20 protein-coding genes are annotated in these 17,671 nt (G+C 33.9%); 2 read left to right on the forward strand and 18 right to left on the reverse strand.

Annotated features, from left to right (window positions below):
• Positions 1-301: 301 nt before the first annotated feature.
• Together LEM02_RS03265 and ppdK are read right to left on the reverse strand one after the other, a co-directional pair.
• A complete protein-coding gene (locus tag LEM02_RS03265) occupies positions 302-1,711 on the reverse strand; it encodes a hypothetical protein (RefSeq protein WP_226079713.1) in 1,410 nt (469 codons plus the stop codon).
• Positions 1,712-1,869: 158 nt separating this feature from the next.
• Positions 1,870-4,512, reverse strand: a complete 2,643-nt coding sequence (gene ppdK / locus LEM02_RS03270) for a pyruvate, phosphate dikinase (protein ID WP_410543380.1) — start codon at positions 4,510-4,512, stop codon at positions 1,870-1,872.
• A 720-nt stretch (positions 4,513-5,232) separates the two neighbouring features.
• On the opposite strand from ppdK, the gene fabG reads away from it, so the two are divergent.
• A complete protein-coding gene (gene fabG / locus LEM02_RS03275) occupies positions 5,233-5,967 on the forward strand; it encodes a 3-oxoacyl-[acyl-carrier-protein] reductase (RefSeq protein ID WP_226079716.1) in 735 nt (244 codons plus the stop codon).
• 95 nt (positions 5,968-6,062) lie between these two features.
• Positions 6,063-6,398, forward strand: a complete 336-nt coding sequence (locus LEM02_RS03280) for a TrbC/VirB2 family protein (protein WP_226079718.1) — start codon at positions 6,063-6,065, stop codon at positions 6,396-6,398.
• A gap of 2 nt (positions 6,399-6,400) precedes the next feature.
• Here LEM02_RS03280 and LEM02_RS03285 read toward each other — a convergent pair whose 3' ends face one another.
• The 16 genes from LEM02_RS03285 to rplF all read right to left on the reverse strand — a co-directional run bounded on the left by LEM02_RS03285 (position 6,401) and on the right by rplF (position 17,670).
• A complete protein-coding gene (locus LEM02_RS03285) occupies positions 6,401-7,690 on the reverse strand; it encodes a M48 family metalloprotease (protein WP_226079721.1) in 1,290 nt (429 codons plus the stop codon).
• Between the two features lie 71 nt (positions 7,691-7,761).
• The gene (ribB, locus tag LEM02_RS03290) at positions 7,762-8,415 is read right to left on the reverse strand and encodes a 3,4-dihydroxy-2-butanone-4-phosphate synthase (protein WP_226079723.1); all 654 of its coding nucleotides are present in this window, start codon (positions 8,413-8,415) and stop codon (positions 7,762-7,764) included.
• A gap of 3 nt (positions 8,416-8,418) precedes the next feature.
• A complete protein-coding gene (greA, locus tag LEM02_RS03295) occupies positions 8,419-8,913 on the reverse strand; it encodes a transcription elongation factor GreA (protein WP_226079725.1) in 495 nt (164 codons plus the stop codon).
• Between the two features lie 9 nt (positions 8,914-8,922).
• Complete coding sequence (gene atpA / locus LEM02_RS03300; protein WP_226079727.1) at positions 8,923-10,464, reverse strand: F0F1 ATP synthase subunit alpha; 1,542 nt, start codon at positions 10,462-10,464, stop codon at positions 8,923-8,925.
• A complete protein-coding gene (gene atpH / locus LEM02_RS03305) occupies positions 10,461-11,012 on the reverse strand; it encodes an ATP synthase F1 subunit delta (protein ID WP_226079729.1) in 552 nt (183 codons plus the stop codon). The genes atpA and atpH overlap by 4 nt, the downstream gene beginning before the upstream one ends.
• 38 nt (positions 11,013-11,050) lie before the next feature.
• A complete protein-coding gene (locus LEM02_RS03310) occupies positions 11,051-11,404 on the reverse strand; it encodes a YraN family protein (protein ID WP_226079730.1) in 354 nt (117 codons plus the stop codon).
• 11 nt (positions 11,405-11,415) lie between these two features.
• Positions 11,416-11,844 (reverse strand): 50S ribosomal protein L17, encoded by a 429-nt coding sequence (gene rplQ, locus LEM02_RS03315; RefSeq protein WP_226079731.1) that lies wholly within the window; start codon positions 11,842-11,844, stop codon positions 11,416-11,418.
• Between the two features lie 7 nt (positions 11,845-11,851).
• On the reverse strand, positions 11,852-12,919 hold the full coding sequence (locus tag LEM02_RS03320) for a DNA-directed RNA polymerase subunit alpha (RefSeq protein WP_226079732.1): 1,068 nt from the start codon (positions 12,917-12,919) through the stop codon (positions 11,852-11,854).
• A 20-nt stretch (positions 12,920-12,939) separates the two neighbouring features.
• A complete protein-coding gene (gene rpsK / locus LEM02_RS03325) occupies positions 12,940-13,326 on the reverse strand; it encodes a 30S ribosomal protein S11 (RefSeq protein ID WP_226079733.1) in 387 nt (128 codons plus the stop codon).
• A 24-nt stretch (positions 13,327-13,350) separates the two neighbouring features.
• Positions 13,351-13,719: a 30S ribosomal protein S13 gene (gene rpsM / locus LEM02_RS03330; protein WP_226079734.1), complete on the reverse strand. Its 369-nt coding sequence runs from the start codon at positions 13,717-13,719 to the stop codon at positions 13,351-13,353.
• 59 nt (positions 13,720-13,778) lie between these two features.
• Positions 13,779-14,420: an adenylate kinase family protein gene (locus LEM02_RS03335; protein ID WP_211907868.1), complete on the reverse strand. Its 642-nt coding sequence runs from the start codon at positions 14,418-14,420 to the stop codon at positions 13,779-13,781.
• On the reverse strand, positions 14,417-15,745 hold the full coding sequence (gene secY / locus LEM02_RS03340) for a preprotein translocase subunit SecY (RefSeq protein WP_226079735.1): 1,329 nt from the start codon (positions 15,743-15,745) through the stop codon (positions 14,417-14,419). The genes LEM02_RS03335 and secY overlap by 4 nt, the downstream gene beginning before the upstream one ends.
• A gap of 3 nt (positions 15,746-15,748) precedes the next feature.
• On the reverse strand, positions 15,749-16,219 hold the full coding sequence (rplO, locus tag LEM02_RS03345) for a 50S ribosomal protein L15 (protein ID WP_226079737.1): 471 nt from the start codon (positions 16,217-16,219) through the stop codon (positions 15,749-15,751).
• Between the two features lie 3 nt (positions 16,220-16,222).
• Positions 16,223-16,735: a 30S ribosomal protein S5 gene (gene rpsE, locus LEM02_RS03350; protein WP_226079740.1), complete on the reverse strand. Its 513-nt coding sequence runs from the start codon at positions 16,733-16,735 to the stop codon at positions 16,223-16,225.
• Positions 16,736-16,747: 12 nt separating this feature from the next.
• A complete protein-coding gene (gene rplR / locus LEM02_RS03355) occupies positions 16,748-17,119 on the reverse strand; it encodes a 50S ribosomal protein L18 (protein WP_226079742.1) in 372 nt (123 codons plus the stop codon).
• Positions 17,120-17,124: 5 nt separating this feature from the next.
• Complete coding sequence (rplF, locus tag LEM02_RS03360; protein ID WP_226079744.1) at positions 17,125-17,670, reverse strand: 50S ribosomal protein L6; 546 nt, start codon at positions 17,668-17,670, stop codon at positions 17,125-17,127.
• Position 17,671 lies beyond the last annotated feature (1 nt).

Below are 17,671 nucleotides of genomic sequence, written 5' to 3' on the forward strand. Positions count from 1 at the left end.
GCGTGACGCTGGAATCCATAATCTTTTCAAAAACTCAGAATTCCTGGATCCCACCTGGGATGACACCTATTTATTTTCGGTGCCCCCTTTCTTGTCATTCCAGTGTCAGCTACTTGAATGACTCCTATTTATTTTTAGTGCTCCCTTATCTTGTCATTCCAGTGCGTGACACTGGAATCTAGAAAAGAAGCCAGTATCAGTTACTTTCATGACAACCATTTTGTTTCTATGGTTGTATTTCTCTCATCTACCTATTTTGCCACTCTGATGAGTAGATATATTAGCATATATTTAATAGAGTTTAGCTCTTCACTAAACGGGTACCCAACTGCTCAACACTATCAATTTTAATTTGTAAAGTGCCCTTTATAAATTTATTAGTCTGGTCTGTACTCATAAAAACTGTATGTTTATTGGGCATTAATTTTTCCATATCGGCTCTATTTTTTTTATCTTGCAAATTAGGCATTAATTTTTCCATAACAGCTCTATCTTTATTTTGCAAATGACAAATATAGCTATACTCTTTGAAATCTAGAAGTTTAGCAAAGCTATCACGATCATTCTCATGGTGAAAAGCAACATTTATACCTACTATTTCGTCCGTTTCTTGCAGCTTTCCATCTTTATCTATTACCTGTGCCTTAGCAAGCGCAACTGTAGGCTTATGGCCATAATTTGTTCCAATAACTCTTCTTATTGAGTGCTCTATTGCTATTTTTTGCACTTCGGGATTTTCATCAAACTCTCTCAGAAAATTAAGGTGTAAGTTAATATACTCAGAGTATTTCAATCTGTGTTTTTTATGTATAGCTGGTTTATAGGACAGCTCGCTTGTAGGTGACTTATAGCTTGCAAGGAGCAATTTTTGTTCATACTGTTCATTAAATTCTTTTACCCTTTCAAAATGTCTTTCATATTGAGTCAACCCATCTTTTCCTTTTTTCTCCATCCTTTCCAAGAATTTCTCTACAGGTTCTCGTTTGGCTAGACTAATTTTGCGTATAAGCGGAATTTGTTTTTTCAAGCTAATCCAATATGGTAGGCAAACAACTTTCGCATCTTTCGAAAATAGACCTTCTAATTTTTTCACTGCATTGTATAAGTTTGCTGATTCTGGTTTATAATGCCCACTATTATTGTCTATATAAGTTATTTTACCATTTACCACTTTCATTAAACCAGAACATAAAATCGGCTTACCGCCTGCAAGAGTTGAATGACGATAAGCCCATTCGCTTTTGTTAACATTAATATGTTCATGAGTTACTAATTTTCCATCAAGCGTGATCACATAAGCTACACAACCTTTTTTACCCTTACTAATTTTATCAGTTGTATCATATAATTTGCCCTCTAAGTTGTATAACTTAAGTTCCCCATCTTGCTCGCCAATAAATTTTCTTTGATCAAATTGTTCATCAGAGTTAAAATACTTAACCCTTGTATTAGTTCCAGGAATTTTTCTTCCTTCAACTCCAACTTCTGGAAACAAATTATATCGTGGAAAAAAATAAGTAAAATTATTCTCTATCCAATACAGAATCTTATTTATGATACCAAAAACTTTTCTATTACCTAAATCAATAGAGAGTTGCTGTTCCTTTGGTACTGCTAGATGATTGGACTTTGTACCAGACTTGCCAAATTCTTTGGCAGCATATTTAAACTTTTCTAGTAAATATTCCTTACGTTCTTTTGATACTGACATTTTTACCTTACTCACTATTATTTTATCTTATATTATTTTAAACAAAAAGTCAATCTTTCTTAAGATATTAAGAAAAAAAAGTAGCAGCAAAATAGCTAAACTGACTTAGATTTATCGACAATTTGAAAAATCATCATTCCGCTACTTGTTAGCGAAATCTATGTTCGTACAGTTGTGCTGCCCAACAAACTTATGCTAAGCTGTGCTGCCACTAATTTTGCAACCGGTACTCTATAGGGCGAGCATGACACATAATCAACCCCTGATTTGATGAAAAACTCTATGGACTGTGGATTCGCTCCATGCTCTCCACATATACCAAGTTTAATTTCTTTTCTGGTTTTTTTGCCCCTTTCGATAGCTATTCTGATTAATTCCCCTACCCCTTCAACATCTAGCACCTCAAAGGGATCGTTTTTGAATATGTTGCTTTCCTTATAAGAATCGAGGAAATTAACTGAATCATCTCGTGAAAGTCCCATAGTTGTTTGTGTTAAATCATTAGTGCCAAAACTAAAAAATTCTGCGTGTTTTGCGAGTTTGTCAGCAATAAGTGCTGCTCTTGGCAGTTCTATCATCGTTCCGATTGAATAATTCACATCGAAATTTTTAGCTTCTTTCTTTACTAACTCGCATATCAGAACAAACTCTCTCTCGCTCATGATAAAAGGAATCATGATTTCAGGTTTCACTTCTATCTTCTTTTCTTTCCTTAATTCACTTGCAGCACTGAGTATTGCCCTAATCTGCATTTTATATATTTCAGGATGAGAAATAGCAAGCCTACACCCTCGATGGCCAAGCATTGGATTTTTTTCTGATAACTGTACTATTTTATTTTTTACCGATTCAACTGACTTATTCAGTGATCTGGCAATTTTCTCTATAATAGATTGATTATGGGGTAAAAACTCATGCAAAGGCGGATCAAGCAACCGTATAGTGACTTCCCTGCCCTCCATAATAGAAAATATTTCTTTGAAATCAGACCTTTGCATTTCTTCGAGTTTATTTAATGCATTTGTCCTTTCATTTTCATCATCAGCTATTATCAATTTTTGAATGAATTCGATTCTATCACTAGCAAAAAACATATGTTCTGTGCGACATAATCCTATACCTTCTGAACCGAATTCTTTTGCAATTTTTGCATCTTTTGGAGTATCAGCATTCGCTCTCACCTTCACTGTTTTGATTTCATCTACCCAGTTAATTATCGTTTTGAATTCTTGAGATAATTCAGGCAAAATTGTAGGGAGAATACCAAGCATAACCTCTCCTGTTCCTCCATTGATGGTGATTGATTCACCTTTATTTACTTTTATATCCCCCATAGAAAGAAATTTTTCATCTTTATCAATATAAAGTCCATTTAGACTACAAATGCATGGTTTACCCATCCCACGAGTTACAACAGCGGCATGGGAGGTCATACCTCCCCTCGCTGTTACTATTCCACTTGCAGCATTCATTCCATTAATATCTTCAGGGCTCGTCTCTGATCTTACCAAAATTACTTTTTTACCCTGCTCTGCAGCTTTTTCAGCATCACTTGCACTGAATACTACATATCCAGAAGCAACACCTGGAGAAGCTGGCAGTCCTTTGCCTATTACTTCTTGATCGATTTTAACATCAAGAACTGGATGTAATAAATTGTCAAAGGTTTTTGGATCAATTCTCAATATTCCTTCCTCTTTTGTAATCACTCCTTCGTTTACCATATCAACTATTATGCGAATAGCAGCTTCGGCTGTGCGCTTGCCAGACCTAGTCTGCAAAATCCATAACTTACCGTCTTGTACAGTAAATTCGATATCCTGCATGTCCTTATTATGCCTTTCAAGTTTTTCACATACCGCGCATAATTCTCGGTAGACACTTGGTAGCAACTTCTCCATGGTACTTTCTTGCTCCCCGTTAATTGGCATAGGAGTATAAACACCAGAAACCACATCCTCACCCTGAGCATTAACTAAAAACTCACCAAAAAGCTTTTTTTCTCCAGTTGAAGGATTCCTTGTAAATATCACGCCGGTTGCAGAATTATCGTTCAGATTGCCAAAAACCATTGCTTGTACATTAACTGCAGTTCCAAGGTTTTCAGGAATATTATTTATTTTTCTATAGGAAACAGCTCTATCATTTTGCCAAGAAGAAAACACTGCATTTACTGAATTGAGTAACTGTTCTTCAACGTTCTGCGGGAAATTTTTTCCTATTTTCTCACATACTATCTCTTTAAAATCATTAACAATTTTCTTTAAAACATCAACATTAAGATCAGCTAAGCTTTTTACTCCACTTTTTTGCTGTTCACTATCAATAATGTCTTGAAATAGGTTGTGGTCAAGCTGTAGTACAACATTCGAGTACATCATGATGAAACGACAGTAGCTATCATAGGCAAAACGTTCTCCACTTTTTTTTGCAAGACCAACAACGGTTGCATCATTTAGGCCAACATTTAAGATCGTATCGAGCATACCTGGCATTGAATTCACACTACCAGAGCGTATGGAAACTAATAAAGGATTATTTGAATCCCCGAATTTACAACCGATGTCATTTTCGAGCATCGCCATGTAGTTTTTGATCTCGTTACGTAGGTCGTTAGACAATTCATTATCTTGACAATAGGCCTGACAAACAGCAGTGGAAATTGTAAAACCAGGTGGAACAGGAATGCCAATGTTACACATCTCTGCCAGATTTGCTCCCTTCCCTCCTAGTAGATTTCTCATTGCTGCATTGCCTTCACAGTTGCTTTGGCTAAAGTAATATATTAACTTTTCTTGCATTTTTTTCGGATTTTCACTAATAAACATACTATACATACTATTCTAATAAATTTGTCAGGCAGGAGTAATAAATTTTGTAAAATTCAGCACAATTAAATAGCCTCTTTTCCTTTCATTTTAGTGTCCCTATTGTCATTCAAGTATTCTTTCCTGTCATCTCAACGACCTCTATGATGTCATTCCAGCGCATGAGACTGGAATCCAGTTTGTCCATAATCTCACCAAAAACGTTGTGTTTTAGCATAATTTTGTGCTCAATATGCTTATTTGTAGTAAAGACTTCTGGATTCCAGCATCAAGTGCTGGAATGACACCGTCATACCTGTTGGAGTATGAATGTAGCCTTATCTCACACTCCTGTCATCCCAATGCCCAGACACTGGGATCCAGAAGACTGATCAAGTAATAAGAACTAGTCACGCGCTGGCTCTCTAAAATTACTTTGGCTACAAGTGTTAAGAAATTTACCAATCAAAAAAAGGCAAAAGGAATCCCATGTTGCTTTTTGACCCTATATTACTGTAAGTGATAATGTGCTAACGCTTAAAATAAGCGCGATCTGGCCGAATGTAGAAAAAATAAAAAAAGGCATGCAGCCGCTATAATTTCGCCAATAAATACAAGATTTATCAAGAAGCTTCTATTAAATGAAAGTTATGCAAAAAATCTATTGCAAGTCTTTTAATATTCTGTTAAGAGCTGGAACAAATAAAAATTATTATGTTTGGATTAGAGAATAAGAAATTTCTGATTACTGGTGCATCAGGCGGAATAGGCCAGGCAATTGTAGAAATTATGCATAAGGCCAGAGCAACTTTATGTATTTCTAGTACAAAAAAAGAAGTACTCGAAGAAGTTGCTAAAAAATATGAAAAAAACATCCATGTGCTTACTTGTGACTTATTAAAGTCTGAGGAGGTAAATCAACTAATAAATAAAGCAAGTGAGTTGATGAAAGGCTTTGATGGGCTCATATGCAATGCGGGTATTACGCAAGACAGTTTATTGTTGAGAATGACAGATGAAGCATGGGAAAAGGTGATTGACATTAATTTGAACTCTACATTTAAACTAAATAGAGAAGCATGCAGGAAATTAATTAAAAACAACTGGGGAAGAATCATAAATATTTCCTCAATAGTAGGATTGACAGGAAATGCCGGGCAAGTAAATTATGCAGCATCAAAAGCTGGAATAATAGCTATGAGCAAATCTATAGCAAAAGAAGTTGCAAGTCGCGGTGTAACAGTAAATTGCATTGCTCCTGGGTTTATAGATACTAAGATGACTGAAGTTTTAAATGAAAAACAAAAAGAAAAAATATTAGATAATATTCCAATGAAAAGAATGGGAACAGGGAAAGAAATAGCAGCAGGGGTATTGTTCTTAGCAAGCGACGAAGCAAGATATATAACGGGGCATGTGCTTAACATCAATGGTGGGCTATTTATGTAGCAACACTTATTTATGGACAAACTATGAGTTTTACCCTAAAATAAATATATATATAAATTTAGATTTACACTAGTTTATTACTTGGAGGCAAAAGAATGAGCTATATAATAAAAAAGTTTTTTGATGCTTTATGTATAGTGTTGTTTCTCTCTTTCTCAGATTACGCAAGTGCTGCTAGCGATATAGAAGATACAACTGCCCAAGTAATATGCAACATTATTGGTTACGTTTGGGGAATAGGCGGACCACTTATGACTGTAGTCATAATAGGTGCAGCTTTGCTTGCAATATTTGGTAGAATGCCATGGCCAGCTCTCTTTGCCTTAGGTATGTTTTGTGGTGTATTTTTTGGCGCCAAAACGATTATAATGAAAATTATACCCAATATAAGTACTGAAGTAAAAGATATGTTGGATAAGTGTGGAAAATAATCCTAAAAGTCAGCGTGTTTTTGTTTGTATTGTTGCTTCATATCTTCAATTTGCAGCAAGTAAGAGCTATCTTGCGGTAAAGTTTTAACAGCTAACTCAGCGTACTTCATAAATTTCTTTAAATTACCTTCAATACAAGCCTTTTTTGTCAAAGCAAAATAATGCATTGCCGTATCAGCGCTACGTTTATATGCAATACTTAAATACTTCCAGACAAAAGCGTTATTCACTTCTACGTTTGCAATCTGCTCCAGGTAAAAAATTGCCTTCTCTATGTTACCGTGTAATAACAAAGTATGAGATAATGCAAGTTTCACTAAATAGTTATTCTTCTCAGATAAATATCTAAGTGATTCTTCATACATTTTTATTGCTTCACTTAAATTTCCAGCTTTGTATAACATCTCCGCTTTTAATTCATATAAATAAGGATCATTGCGTGACTCTTGAATCAATAAATCAACTTTAGCAATAGCCTTTTCTATCTTTCCTTGCCTATAATGAATTACAGCATTTACATACTTAGAATTATCTTCATATTTATTAGATAATACATAAATAGGGGTAAAAAAGGAGTCTAGCTTTGCAACCATACGTTCAAACTTCAACAACTTATCTGCAAGGATTGGTTTTATATTATTTTTAACCTTATAATTCTGTACAGCAAATATACGTTTATCACTAAGTGGGTGAGTGCGGAAATACTCTTCAGTGTTTTCATGCTCAATACTCTTAAAATAGTCAAAAATCTCTTTCATACCCGAATTATCATAGCCAGATTCATCAAGGTATCTTAAAGCATAGCTATCTGCTACACTCTCTTGCTCTTGAGAATAGTTAAAAAACAGCCTTGAACTAAGCGTTACACCACTAAGCAAAATTGCACTAGCAACCTGAGGGTTAATGACAATACTAGAAACTAATCCTACCATATAACTAACCATTGCTATTGATTGAAAATAACCTACAGCACTACTCATTTGTAATACATGACCAGCAGATATATGAGCAATTTCATGTGCTAATATACCAAGTAAAACATAAGGTTCAGTCGAATATTGTAAAAGCCCCAAATGAATGAAGATGCTGTTATTGTTAATTACAAAAGCATTAATCGATCTATCATTAACTACAAAAACTTTTATTTTATCATTATCAATACCCGCAGCAGAAAATAAAGGTTGCGCTAGATCCTTAACTACCGCTTCCACTTCACTATCTCTAATAATACTAACAGAGTAAGCACTATTACAATATACAAAAAAGAATAGTAAAACAAAAAGCTTAGACATGGAAATTCCTTATTCGTATAACTTTTAGGAATCTTACATTTTAACATTTAAACTATACGAATTTATAAACGCTAGTTTAAATTTTGAACGTAACTGATAAGTTTATCGATGGTAGTTAACTTAATTTTGTGTTGTTCAGCAAATTCAAGCAACTGGGGTAAGCGCATCATAGAGCCATCATCATTCACTAATTCACACCCTACAGCCGCATGACTAGATCCAACCAATTTTGCTATCTCAACACTTGCCTCAGTATGACCGTTGCGTGCTAAAACCCCGCCCTCACTTGCAATAATAGGAAAAACATGACCAGGGGTAATAATATCATCCTTAGTACTTTTTCCATCAATAGCAGTAAGTATCGTATGCGTTCTATCATGAGCAGAAACACCTGTTGTAATACCATAACGAGCATCGATTGACGTAGTAAATGCAGTGTGAGGAATAAGTGCTTCATCTACATTACTTCTCTTCATAAATTCAAGGTTAAGTTTATTCATGTAAAACTTTGTCATAGCTAAAAACACAATACCAGTGCCATACCTAACCATAAAAGCAATATGTTCTGGTTTCACCTTTTCAGCTAAAACAACCAAATCACCTTCATTCTCTCTATTTTCATTATCAACTAAAATGAATAATTTACCGGAACGAGCATCCTCTAATATATCTTCCACAGAAGAAATGAGAGACAGATCAATTGAAGGGTAAGCTGCTTGTACCATGATTTACTTAAACTCAATCTTAACTATTTTATACAATTTCTCTCCATTTGGCACTATCACTTCCACATACTCACCAACTTTTTTGCCAATTAAAGCACTACCGAGTGGTGAATCCGTAGAGATCGACTGCTTTGAAGCATCAGCTTCATACCCACCTACAATCTTATAAACATATTCTATTTCACTGTTATCGTCACCGAGCATGCTTACCGTAACAGTTGCACCAAACATTACTGTATCACCAGACAAATTTTTTACTTCTATCACTTCTGCATGTGAAAGTTTACTTTCTAACTCAATTATGCGGCCTTCAATAAAACTTAATCTTTCCCGTGCTGCATGATATTCTGCATTTTCAGATAAATCGCCTTGATCACGAGCATCAGAAATAGCCTGTATGATAGAAGGTTTTTCTTCCTTTAATTTCTCAAGTTCGACTTGCATACTCTCAAAACCTTCCCTTGTAATAGGAAACTTGTTAACAATGGATGAAGTCATAATCACCGCCTAAACGCAATTAAATTGAGTGACAAAATCACTCACAATACCAAGAATATCATCTTTTATATCATCATTCATGTCACCTGACAACTTTTTTAAAACTCCAGGGTGAACAGTTTGAAAATAATTGATAAGATCACACTCGAACCTATTGATGTTGCTCACCTGTACCTTATTTAATTGACCATACAGATTAGAAAAGATATACATAAGCAATACTTGCTCTTCTATTTGCATAGGTGAATACTGTTTTTGCTTTAATAATTCAATAAGGTATTTACCCCTGTCTAACGACAACTGAACACTAGCATCAAGATCAGAACCAAATTTGGCAAAGTCTTCTAATTCTCTATATTGAGCTAAACTTAGCTTTACAGAACCAGCAACTTTTTTCACAGATTTCAATTGTGCAGCAGAGCCAACCCGAGAAACCGATAAACCTATATTCACTGCAGGGCGAAATCCTTTGTGAAACAATTCAGACTCAAGAAAAATTTGTCCATCGGTAATTGAAATCACATTAGTTGGAACATATGCAGATACATCACCAGCCTGAGTCTCAATAATCGGCAAAGCAGTCAAAGATCCCTGTCCTTTTTCATCAGACATTTTGGCAGCTCTTTCAAGCAAGCGAGAGTGTACATAGAATATATCTCCAGGATAAGCTTCACGACCAGGAGGACGTCTGAGCAATAAGGACATCTGCCTATATGCCACAGCATGCTTAGATAAATCATCATATACCACCAAGCAATGCATTCCATTATCACGGAAAAATTCTCCAATAGTGCAACCGGTATAAGGTGCTAAAAATTGCATAGGCGCGCAGTCAGATGCGCTAGCCACAACTACGGTTGTATACTCTAATGCTCCACTTTCTTTTAGCTTATTCACCACTTTTGCTACTGTCGAAATTTTTTGTCCAATAGCAACATAAACACAGTAAATTTTTTGATTTTCGTTTACCTCATCATTAATCTTCTTCTGATTGATAATAGTATCAATCGCAATAGTGGTTTTACCAATTTGTCTATCGCCAATAATTAATTCACGTTGCCCTCTACCTATAGGAATCAACAAATCTATAATTTTAATTCCTGTCTGCAGAGGTTCATGCACAGATTTACGGTCAATAATACCTGGCGCTTTAGATTCTATATACATTTTGTTCTTGGCTCTAATTTCTCCGCCATCGTCTATAGGATCGCCTAATGCATTTACAACTCTCCCTAATAATTCATGACCTACAGGCACCTGTACAACATCACCACTACATTTTACAACGTCCCCTTCTTTTACATCACGGTCATTGCCAAGCACAACTATTCCAGCTGTATCATGATCTAAATCAAGAACTATTCCTTCTACACCGCTTGCAAAAGATACCTTTTCACCAAACTTTGCTTTTTCCAGCCCATAGACCAATGTGATACCATCCGTTACTGAAATTACTTCACCTATATTTTCTCGTTTTATAGGATTATCAAATGTCTCAACCTTCTCTTTTATTATGTTCACTACTTCAGAGGCATTTATGCTATTCTTCATATACAATTCCTTATTTTCAACATTTCCATTTTACTCAAATCAACCAATCTATCCAAATAACTCTTAAGCGAAGCATCAATCAAGTTAAAACCATACCTAACTACAAAGCCACCTAGTATAGAAGGATCAACCACATTACTGACTTTTATTATTTTACCAAGAAAGTTCAAAGATTCAGTAATTATTTTTATATCAGGTTTCTTTAAGACCTCTGCTGATTTTATAGTAATTTCCAATTCATTTTCACTTTCCCTTACAAGATTTAAGAATTTTTCTAATATAAGGATTAATAAACGGGAGCGCTTGTTTGCAAGTGTAACCATAATAAATTTGACTAAGCTTTCACTCAAGTTCTCATTTATAGAAAGTATCGCTTCTTTTTTGTGCAAAAGAGAAACCATAGGATGAGATAGATACACAAAAACATCACTTTGATCTTTAAAAAAAGCTAACAAAAATTCTACTTCTTTTCTTATAATACCTAATCTTCTTCCTGAGACATGAAACAGTGCTCTAGCATAAGATGAAACTAAATTATTGTTTTTCATATTAAATTACCTATTCTAGTAAATCTAAGTTATTTAAGCTACCATTGTTCAATCCAAGCATTTTTTATATAAATAGGTTTTCTCCTTAAGGAAAGAAAACATAAATCATATCTGACTGAATAATCTAAAAAATCAAGATTTTTACTTAAGAAATATTTAGAAGAATTTATAATAGACTGACACTGAAAATGAGATATCGGTACTTCTTTTCCAAATAAACTTGTTTTAACTTCTATAAAAATCAGCTCCCTTTTTTTAGATACAATTAAGTCAATTTCACCCAACTTACAACGGAAGCGACGTTTTATAACATTATAGAATTTCAGCTTTAAATATATCGAAACTAACAATTCTCCAAAGTAACCTACAAAATAGCGTAACCTACTTACCATAAAAAGAACAATTAGCTTTGTGTAACTACTTTGCTTCCTTTTTTATTTTTACTATAAATCTCACCTTTTGCTGAAATATCTCTATCAACTAGCTCTATCACTGCCATTGGAGCGCAATCACCCTTTCGAGTACCAAATTTTATTATTCTAGAATACCCACCTTTACGGTCTTGATAACGATTAGCTAGAATGCTTAATAATTTATCAACTACTAACTTACTATTATGAAGACGTGAAAGCAAAAGCCTTCTACCATGTAAAGAATCGTTATTCTTAGCAATTGTAATAAACTTTTCCACATATGGACGAAGTGCTTTAGCCTTTGGTAAAGTAGTTACAATCTGCTCATGATTAATTAACGAGATAGATAGATTCTTTAACATTGATAACCTATGCTCGGTACAACGAGACAGTTTATTTTTCTTTATTCCATGTTTCATATACTACCTAATCCTCATCAGTATGTTGTTTAGCCAGTTCATCTATATCCTTAGGCGGCCAATTTGGTATATTCATACCCAAAGACAAACCTGAATTATTTAAAATTGCCTTGATTTCATTCAAAGACTTTCGGCCAAAATTAGCAGTTCTCAACATTTCAACTTCCGTCTTTTGCACAAGATCACCTATATAAGTGATATTTTCATTTTTCAGACAGTTATGAGATCTAACAGATAATTCCATTTCATCTACTTTACGCAATAGAACAGGATCATAGCCCAAATCTTTAGCACCACTAGATAAAGAAACCTGCGATTTTTTATAACTCACATCAGAACTAATAAAAGGCTGAAATTGCTCCTGTAATATTCTTGCAGCATAGTCAACAGCTTGACTTGGAGAGATTGTACCATCAGTTTCAATTGACAATATCAGCTTATCTTTATCAGTAACTTGACCAACACGACTATTCTCTACTTTATACGAAACCCTCTCAACAGGACTATATAAAGCATTAACTGGAATAAAACCAATTAAATCTTGTTCATTCATAGACTTTAAAAATTCATTTTCTTTATATTTATTTACAGAAAGATAACCTTTTCCACTGGCAACATATATAGTAATGTTAAGCTCCACATCTTGACCTAGTGTACATATCACCAAATCTTTATTAACAATAGAGCATTGGTCATCAGTTTCTATCATTCCAGCTAATACTTGACAAGGCCCTTTAGCGCTCAAATTTAAGCACTTATTAGACGTGTTATTTAACTTACATCTCAACATGCCCATATTTAATGCTATATCAGTTATGTCTTCCCTCACTCCTTGGATCGAAGTAAATTCATGATTCACGCCTTCAATTTTTATTCCATAAACAGCGCTACCGCGAAGAGAAGATAACATTACACGCCTCAATGCATGACCCAACGTTAAAGCAAAACCACTTTCCAAAGGTTCTAGAACTATATCACTTTTTTTACTTGAATCACCTGATATTACCTTAATCGCATTAGGCTTAGTTAATCTATCTAAATTTCCACAGAAAGAAACATTATCACTATAATACATACAAAAACCTTCCAAATATCCTATACTCTTCTTTTTTTCCTTAATCTACACCCATTATGAGGTATCGCCGTTTTATCTGCAATTGAAGTGACAGTCAATCCAAAATTCCGAAGTGCTTTAACTGCAGCTTCTGCACCAAAACCAGGACCACGAATTATTACAGAAACAACCTTCATACCAAATCTCTCTATTACTTTCTTCGCAGCAGCCTCCGCAACCTTACCTGCAGCATAAGGTGTGGATTTTCTCGAACCAGAAAAACCACATGCACCAACAGAAGTCTGGTAAAGCGTATTACCACAAACATCAGTCACATTTACAAAAGTATTATTAAAAGTTGCACGAATATGGACAATACCAGTAATAAACCTTTTTGTATTCTTACCAACCGTTTTAACTTTTTTCATAAAAACTCACGATAATAACAAATTTTATTTTTTCCCAGCAATAGGCAATTTAGATCTGCCTTTACGAGTTTTAGCATTAGTATGGGTTCTTTGTCCCCTCACAGGCAAACCTTTTCTATGCCTTAATCCTCTATAGCAACCAATTTCCATTAAAGATTTTATATCCATAGCCACTTTTTTTCTGAGCTCACCCTCTATGACATATTTTTGCCTAATAAAACTACTAATTTTCTCTATATCTTCATCTTGTAATTCTGAAACACGCTTACGCTCATCAATTTTACAGCTACGACAAATTATATTCGCAGTAGTAATACCTATACCATGTATATAAGTTAATGCAAAAGGAATACACTTCTTCACCGGAACATTTATGCCTGCAATACGTACCACTGATACCTCGATACTTTATTAATAATAACTCTTAATTTATACCATAAAACAACTTATAGTCAAATCAAATTACAAGAAATTTTACTTTCAATCTCTTGCATTACTCTATCAACACTCAAATTAGCGTTAATTGTTAACAACTTGCCCTTATAATACTCGCGCAAACCCTTCATCTGAAAATGATATTCTCTTATCCTCTTATTAATTGCAAGCATATTAGCATCATCAATTCTCTTCTCCAATCTCGTACTTTTACATTTAGCACAAGTAGTATTTTTAAAAGAAGATATACTATATATACTTTTACAATCCAAACAAGTAAGACGATCTTTTAATCTATCAATTGCAATATTATCGTCAAGCTGCAACTCAATTACAAGATCAACATCCCTATTGCATCTTTTTTGCAAAACTTGAGTCAAAAAATGAGCTTGATTTAAATTTCTTGGAAAACCATCTAACAAAAAATCACCATCTATTAATGCAAGCTGGTCACACAATAATTTACATATAACTTCATCTTGAATTAAATTACCAGATTCAACAGTATCCTTTATTCCTTTACCTAATTTACTCCCACTAGATATAATATTCCTTAATAAATCTCCTACTGAAACTAATTTAAAATTATACTTTGCTATTAACAAACTGGACTGAGTACCCTTACCAGAACCAGGAGGACCAAAAATTGTAATAATCACTTTAGTCTCCTTGTTTTAGACTCATATTTCTTTATCCAACTATCGTACCTATTTGAAAAAACATAAGATTGTACTTGCATAATAGTATCAGTAATAACGTTAACTATAATCAGCAAGCTCGTCCCACCAAAAATAAATGGTATATCATAATGATACCTCATAATTTCAGGTATAGTACATATTACCACCAAATACGCAGACCCAATAAATGTTAATTTAAAAACTATATCTTGAAGATAATCAGAAGTATGTTTTCCAGGCCCTCTACCAGGAATAAAACCACCATTTTTCCTAAGAAAATCAGCATTTTCCTCTGGATTAAATATAAAATTGGTATAGAAAAAATTAAAAAGTACTATGAGTATTAAGTAAGTTATAATGTACATCACTTTATTTGCCATAAAGTAGTTTAAAATAAAATCAGCAATGGCATGACCTTTATAGAAATTTGCAATTGAAATAGGCGTTAATAGAATTGCGTTAGCAAAAATAGTTGGTATTACACCAGATAAATTGATCTTCAATGGAATGTAAGTAAAATCATCATTATGTAATTTTTTAAACTGTTTTTTGGGATATTGAACAATTACCTTTCTATAAGAAGATTCTGTAAAAATGACTAAAAGGAGTAGTAAAAAAAACAATGCTATAACAAAAAGGGTAATGAAAAACGACATACTACCATTTTTATTTAATGTTAGCAGAGATGATAAAGCATTATGTAATTCAGATGTTATGCCAGTAAAAATGATTAATGAGATACCATTGCCTATACCGCTCACACTAATCCGCTCACCAAGCCATATTAAAAATATAGTTCCACCTAAAAGGCTAAAGACACCTATAGTACGAAACATAATACCAGGTTCAACTACAACTAACACCCCTTCTCTATTCATTCTTTCTAACCCTATCAAGATCGTAATTGATTGAAAGATACAAAACACTATAGTCATATAGCGTATATAAGAGTTCATCTTTCGACGTCCTAACTCTCCTTCATTTTTAATTTCATTGATTCCTTTAACGGCAGAAGATAATAATTGCATAACTATGGATGCAACTATGTATGGCATAACGTTTAACGCCAAGATAGTCATTCTAGCTAAAGCGCCACCAGAAAATAAATTAAATACTCCAAAAATACCAGAACTCTCTTTTGGAAATATATCATTGATTATATCAAGATTAATTCCAGGAATAGGAACATAAGTGCCTAAACGATAACAAACTAAAGCCATCAGCGTAAAAAATATACGCTTTAGTAAATCAGCTTTATATAACAACGTAGAATCCAAATTATCAAATGCAAATTTACTGTTCATAATTCATGATAGTATTTCTACACTACCACCAACTGCAGATACAGATCTTTTTGCAGCTTCTGATGCAAAATCAACATGAAACACAAATTTTTCGCTTAATTTACCCTTATTAAGAAGTTTGATTTTACTTTTAACAGATCTGATAAAACCTAATTTATGCAGTAGCTCCTTATCTATGATAGAATCCTTGACTATTTTTTTAGCTTCCATTAAGCACTGTACATCACCAACATTAAATATAGAGTATAAGTTTTTGCGTATAGGCTTAAAACCTCTTTTAGGTAAACGAGTATATATAGACTGCTGTCCACCTTCAAAACCATTTATAGAAACGCCACTTCTCGCTTTTTGCCCTTTATGCCCCCTACCGGATGTTTTACCTTTACCACAACCAATACCTCTACCTAATAATTTAGGCTTCTTTTTCTTAGATAATTTGGTAAACACAGAATTTAATTTTACAGCATCATTCATACTTTACCTATTTCCAACTATCTCACTAATCTTTTTACCCCTCTTACCTGCCACTTGGCGAGGAGATAACATAACATCAAAAGCCTTAAATACTGCACATATAATATTATGAGGATCATTTGATCTAGTAGACTTAGCTACCACATCCTTTATACCTAATACCTCAAAAACCGACCTCATTGCTCCACCAGCAATAATACCTGTTCCAGTTCTTGCAGCTCTTAAAACTATCTCACCAGAACAAAATTTAGCTTTAATATCATGATGTAAAGTTCTACCTTCACGTAAGTACACCCTAATCATCGACTTCTTTGCAGCATTTACAGCTTTCACTCTTGCTTCAGCAACCTCTGCATGTTTACCTATTCCACATCCTACCCTACCCTTACCATCACCAACAACAACCAAAGTTGAAAATGAAAATCTTCTACCACCTTTAGTAACCGTTGTTACCCTTCGTACTGAAACCAAAAGTTCTGATAAATCATTATCATTTTGTAAATTCTTTACAGCCATATTTAAAACCTTCTAAAATTTAAATCCAGAGCTTCTTAAAGCCTCAGCAAATTGAGAAATCAATCCTGTATACTTATATGCCCCCCGATCAAAGACGAACCGCTGCTGCAATTCTGTACTAGGCAGACGCTCAATCACTAAAGAAGAAACCTGTTTTATAGTTTCAGCATTGACCCTACCTTTACATACATTCCTAATTTTATCATCCAAAGTAGAAGCAGAAGCTAGGGTTGTTCCTTTTGCATCGTTAATCAACTGAACGTAAAAATGTTTATTAGACTTAAATATGGATATACGTAAACGTCCAGCGCTCTTATCGAGCTTCGCTCTATTACGAAGTTTCCTTTTTTCATAGCTAGTTAAAAAATTATACAATCTTTTCATTTTAATTATTTCTTTTTATTTACAACCTTACGCAGCATAAATTTGCCTTTTATTATAATACCCTTACCTTTATAAGGATCATATTTTCTAATTTTGCATATATCAGAAGCCACCATATAGACTTTTTGCTTATCCATACCGCGAATCACTAAATGAGTTGGCTTTATACACTTAATCTCAACGTCTTTAGGCACTTTATACTTAATATTATGACTATAACCAAGATATAAAGTCAAATACTTATCATCACATTCTGCTTTATACCCCACACCATTAATCTCAAGATCAACAGAAAAATCATTAACCATACCGTTAATCATGTTATTAATATTACTTCTATAAGTGCCCCATATAGATTTTATTTTATCATAATCATCCCTGCCTTGATCAACAGAAAGTAACAATTGATTATCAACTATCTGACACAGAATGCCACTACACAAGTTCAGCTCTTTTTCTGCCCTAACACTTCTTATTAATACCCTACCATCATTATATTCAACTGAAAGATCAGCAGGAATATTGATAGGTGCGGCACCTATACGAGACATA

Origin of the sequence: Wolbachia endosymbiont of Tribolium confusum (assembly GCF_020405475.1) — a bacterium.
In the GTDB taxonomy this organism is placed as follows: domain Bacteria; phylum Pseudomonadota; class Alphaproteobacteria; order Rickettsiales; family Anaplasmataceae; genus Wolbachia.

What these genes read in the sequence shown, in the direction of transcription:
- LEM02_RS03265 (WP_226079713.1), bottom strand. Translation starts at nt 1,711, where the DNA reads ATGTCAGTATCAAAAGAACGTAAGGAATATTTACTAGAAAAGTTTAAA.
- ppdK (WP_410543380.1), bottom strand. Translation starts at nt 4,512, where the DNA reads ATGCAAGAAAAGTTAATATATTACTTTAGCCAAAGCAACTGTGAAGGC.
- fabG (WP_226079716.1), top strand. Translation starts at nt 5,233, where the DNA reads ATGTTTGGATTAGAGAATAAGAAATTTCTGATTACTGGTGCATCAGGC.
- LEM02_RS03280 (WP_226079718.1), top strand. Translation starts at nt 6,063, where the DNA reads ATGAGCTATATAATAAAAAAGTTTTTTGATGCTTTATGTATAGTGTTG.
- LEM02_RS03285 (WP_226079721.1), bottom strand. Translation starts at nt 7,690, where the DNA reads ATGTCTAAGCTTTTTGTTTTACTATTCTTTTTTGTATATTGTAATAGT.
- ribB (WP_226079723.1), bottom strand. Translation starts at nt 8,415, where the DNA reads ATGGTACAAGCAGCTTACCCTTCAATTGATCTGTCTCTCATTTCTTCT.
- greA (WP_226079725.1), bottom strand. Translation starts at nt 8,913, where the DNA reads ATGACTTCATCCATTGTTAACAAGTTTCCTATTACAAGGGAAGGTTTT.
- atpA (WP_226079727.1), bottom strand. Translation starts at nt 10,464, where the DNA reads ATGAAGAATAGCATAAATGCCTCTGAAGTAGTGAACATAATAAAAGAG.
- atpH (WP_226079729.1), bottom strand. Translation starts at nt 11,012, where the DNA reads ATGAAAAACAATAATTTAGTTTCATCTTATGCTAGAGCACTGTTTCAT.
- LEM02_RS03310 (WP_226079730.1), bottom strand. Translation starts at nt 11,404, where the DNA reads ATGGTAAGTAGGTTACGCTATTTTGTAGGTTACTTTGGAGAATTGTTA.
- rplQ (WP_226079731.1), bottom strand. Translation starts at nt 11,844, where the DNA reads ATGAAACATGGAATAAAGAAAAATAAACTGTCTCGTTGTACCGAGCAT.
- LEM02_RS03320 (WP_226079732.1), bottom strand. Translation starts at nt 12,919, where the DNA reads ATGTATTATAGTGATAATGTTTCTTTCTGTGGAAATTTAGATAGATTA.
- rpsK (WP_226079733.1), bottom strand. Translation starts at nt 13,326, where the DNA reads ATGAAAAAAGTTAAAACGGTTGGTAAGAATACAAAAAGGTTTATTACT.
- secY (WP_226079735.1), bottom strand. Translation starts at nt 15,745, where the DNA reads ATGAACAGTAAATTTGCATTTGATAATTTGGATTCTACGTTGTTATAT.
- rplO (WP_226079737.1), bottom strand. Translation starts at nt 16,219, where the DNA reads ATGAATGATGCTGTAAAATTAAATTCTGTGTTTACCAAATTATCTAAG.
- rpsE (WP_226079740.1), bottom strand. Translation starts at nt 16,735, where the DNA reads ATGGCTGTAAAGAATTTACAAAATGATAATGATTTATCAGAACTTTTG.
- rplR (WP_226079742.1), bottom strand. Translation starts at nt 17,119, where the DNA reads ATGAAAAGATTGTATAATTTTTTAACTAGCTATGAAAAAAGGAAACTT.
- rplF (WP_226079744.1), bottom strand. Translation starts at nt 17,670, where the DNA reads ATGTCTCGTATAGGTGCCGCACCTATCAATATTCCTGCTGATCTTTCA.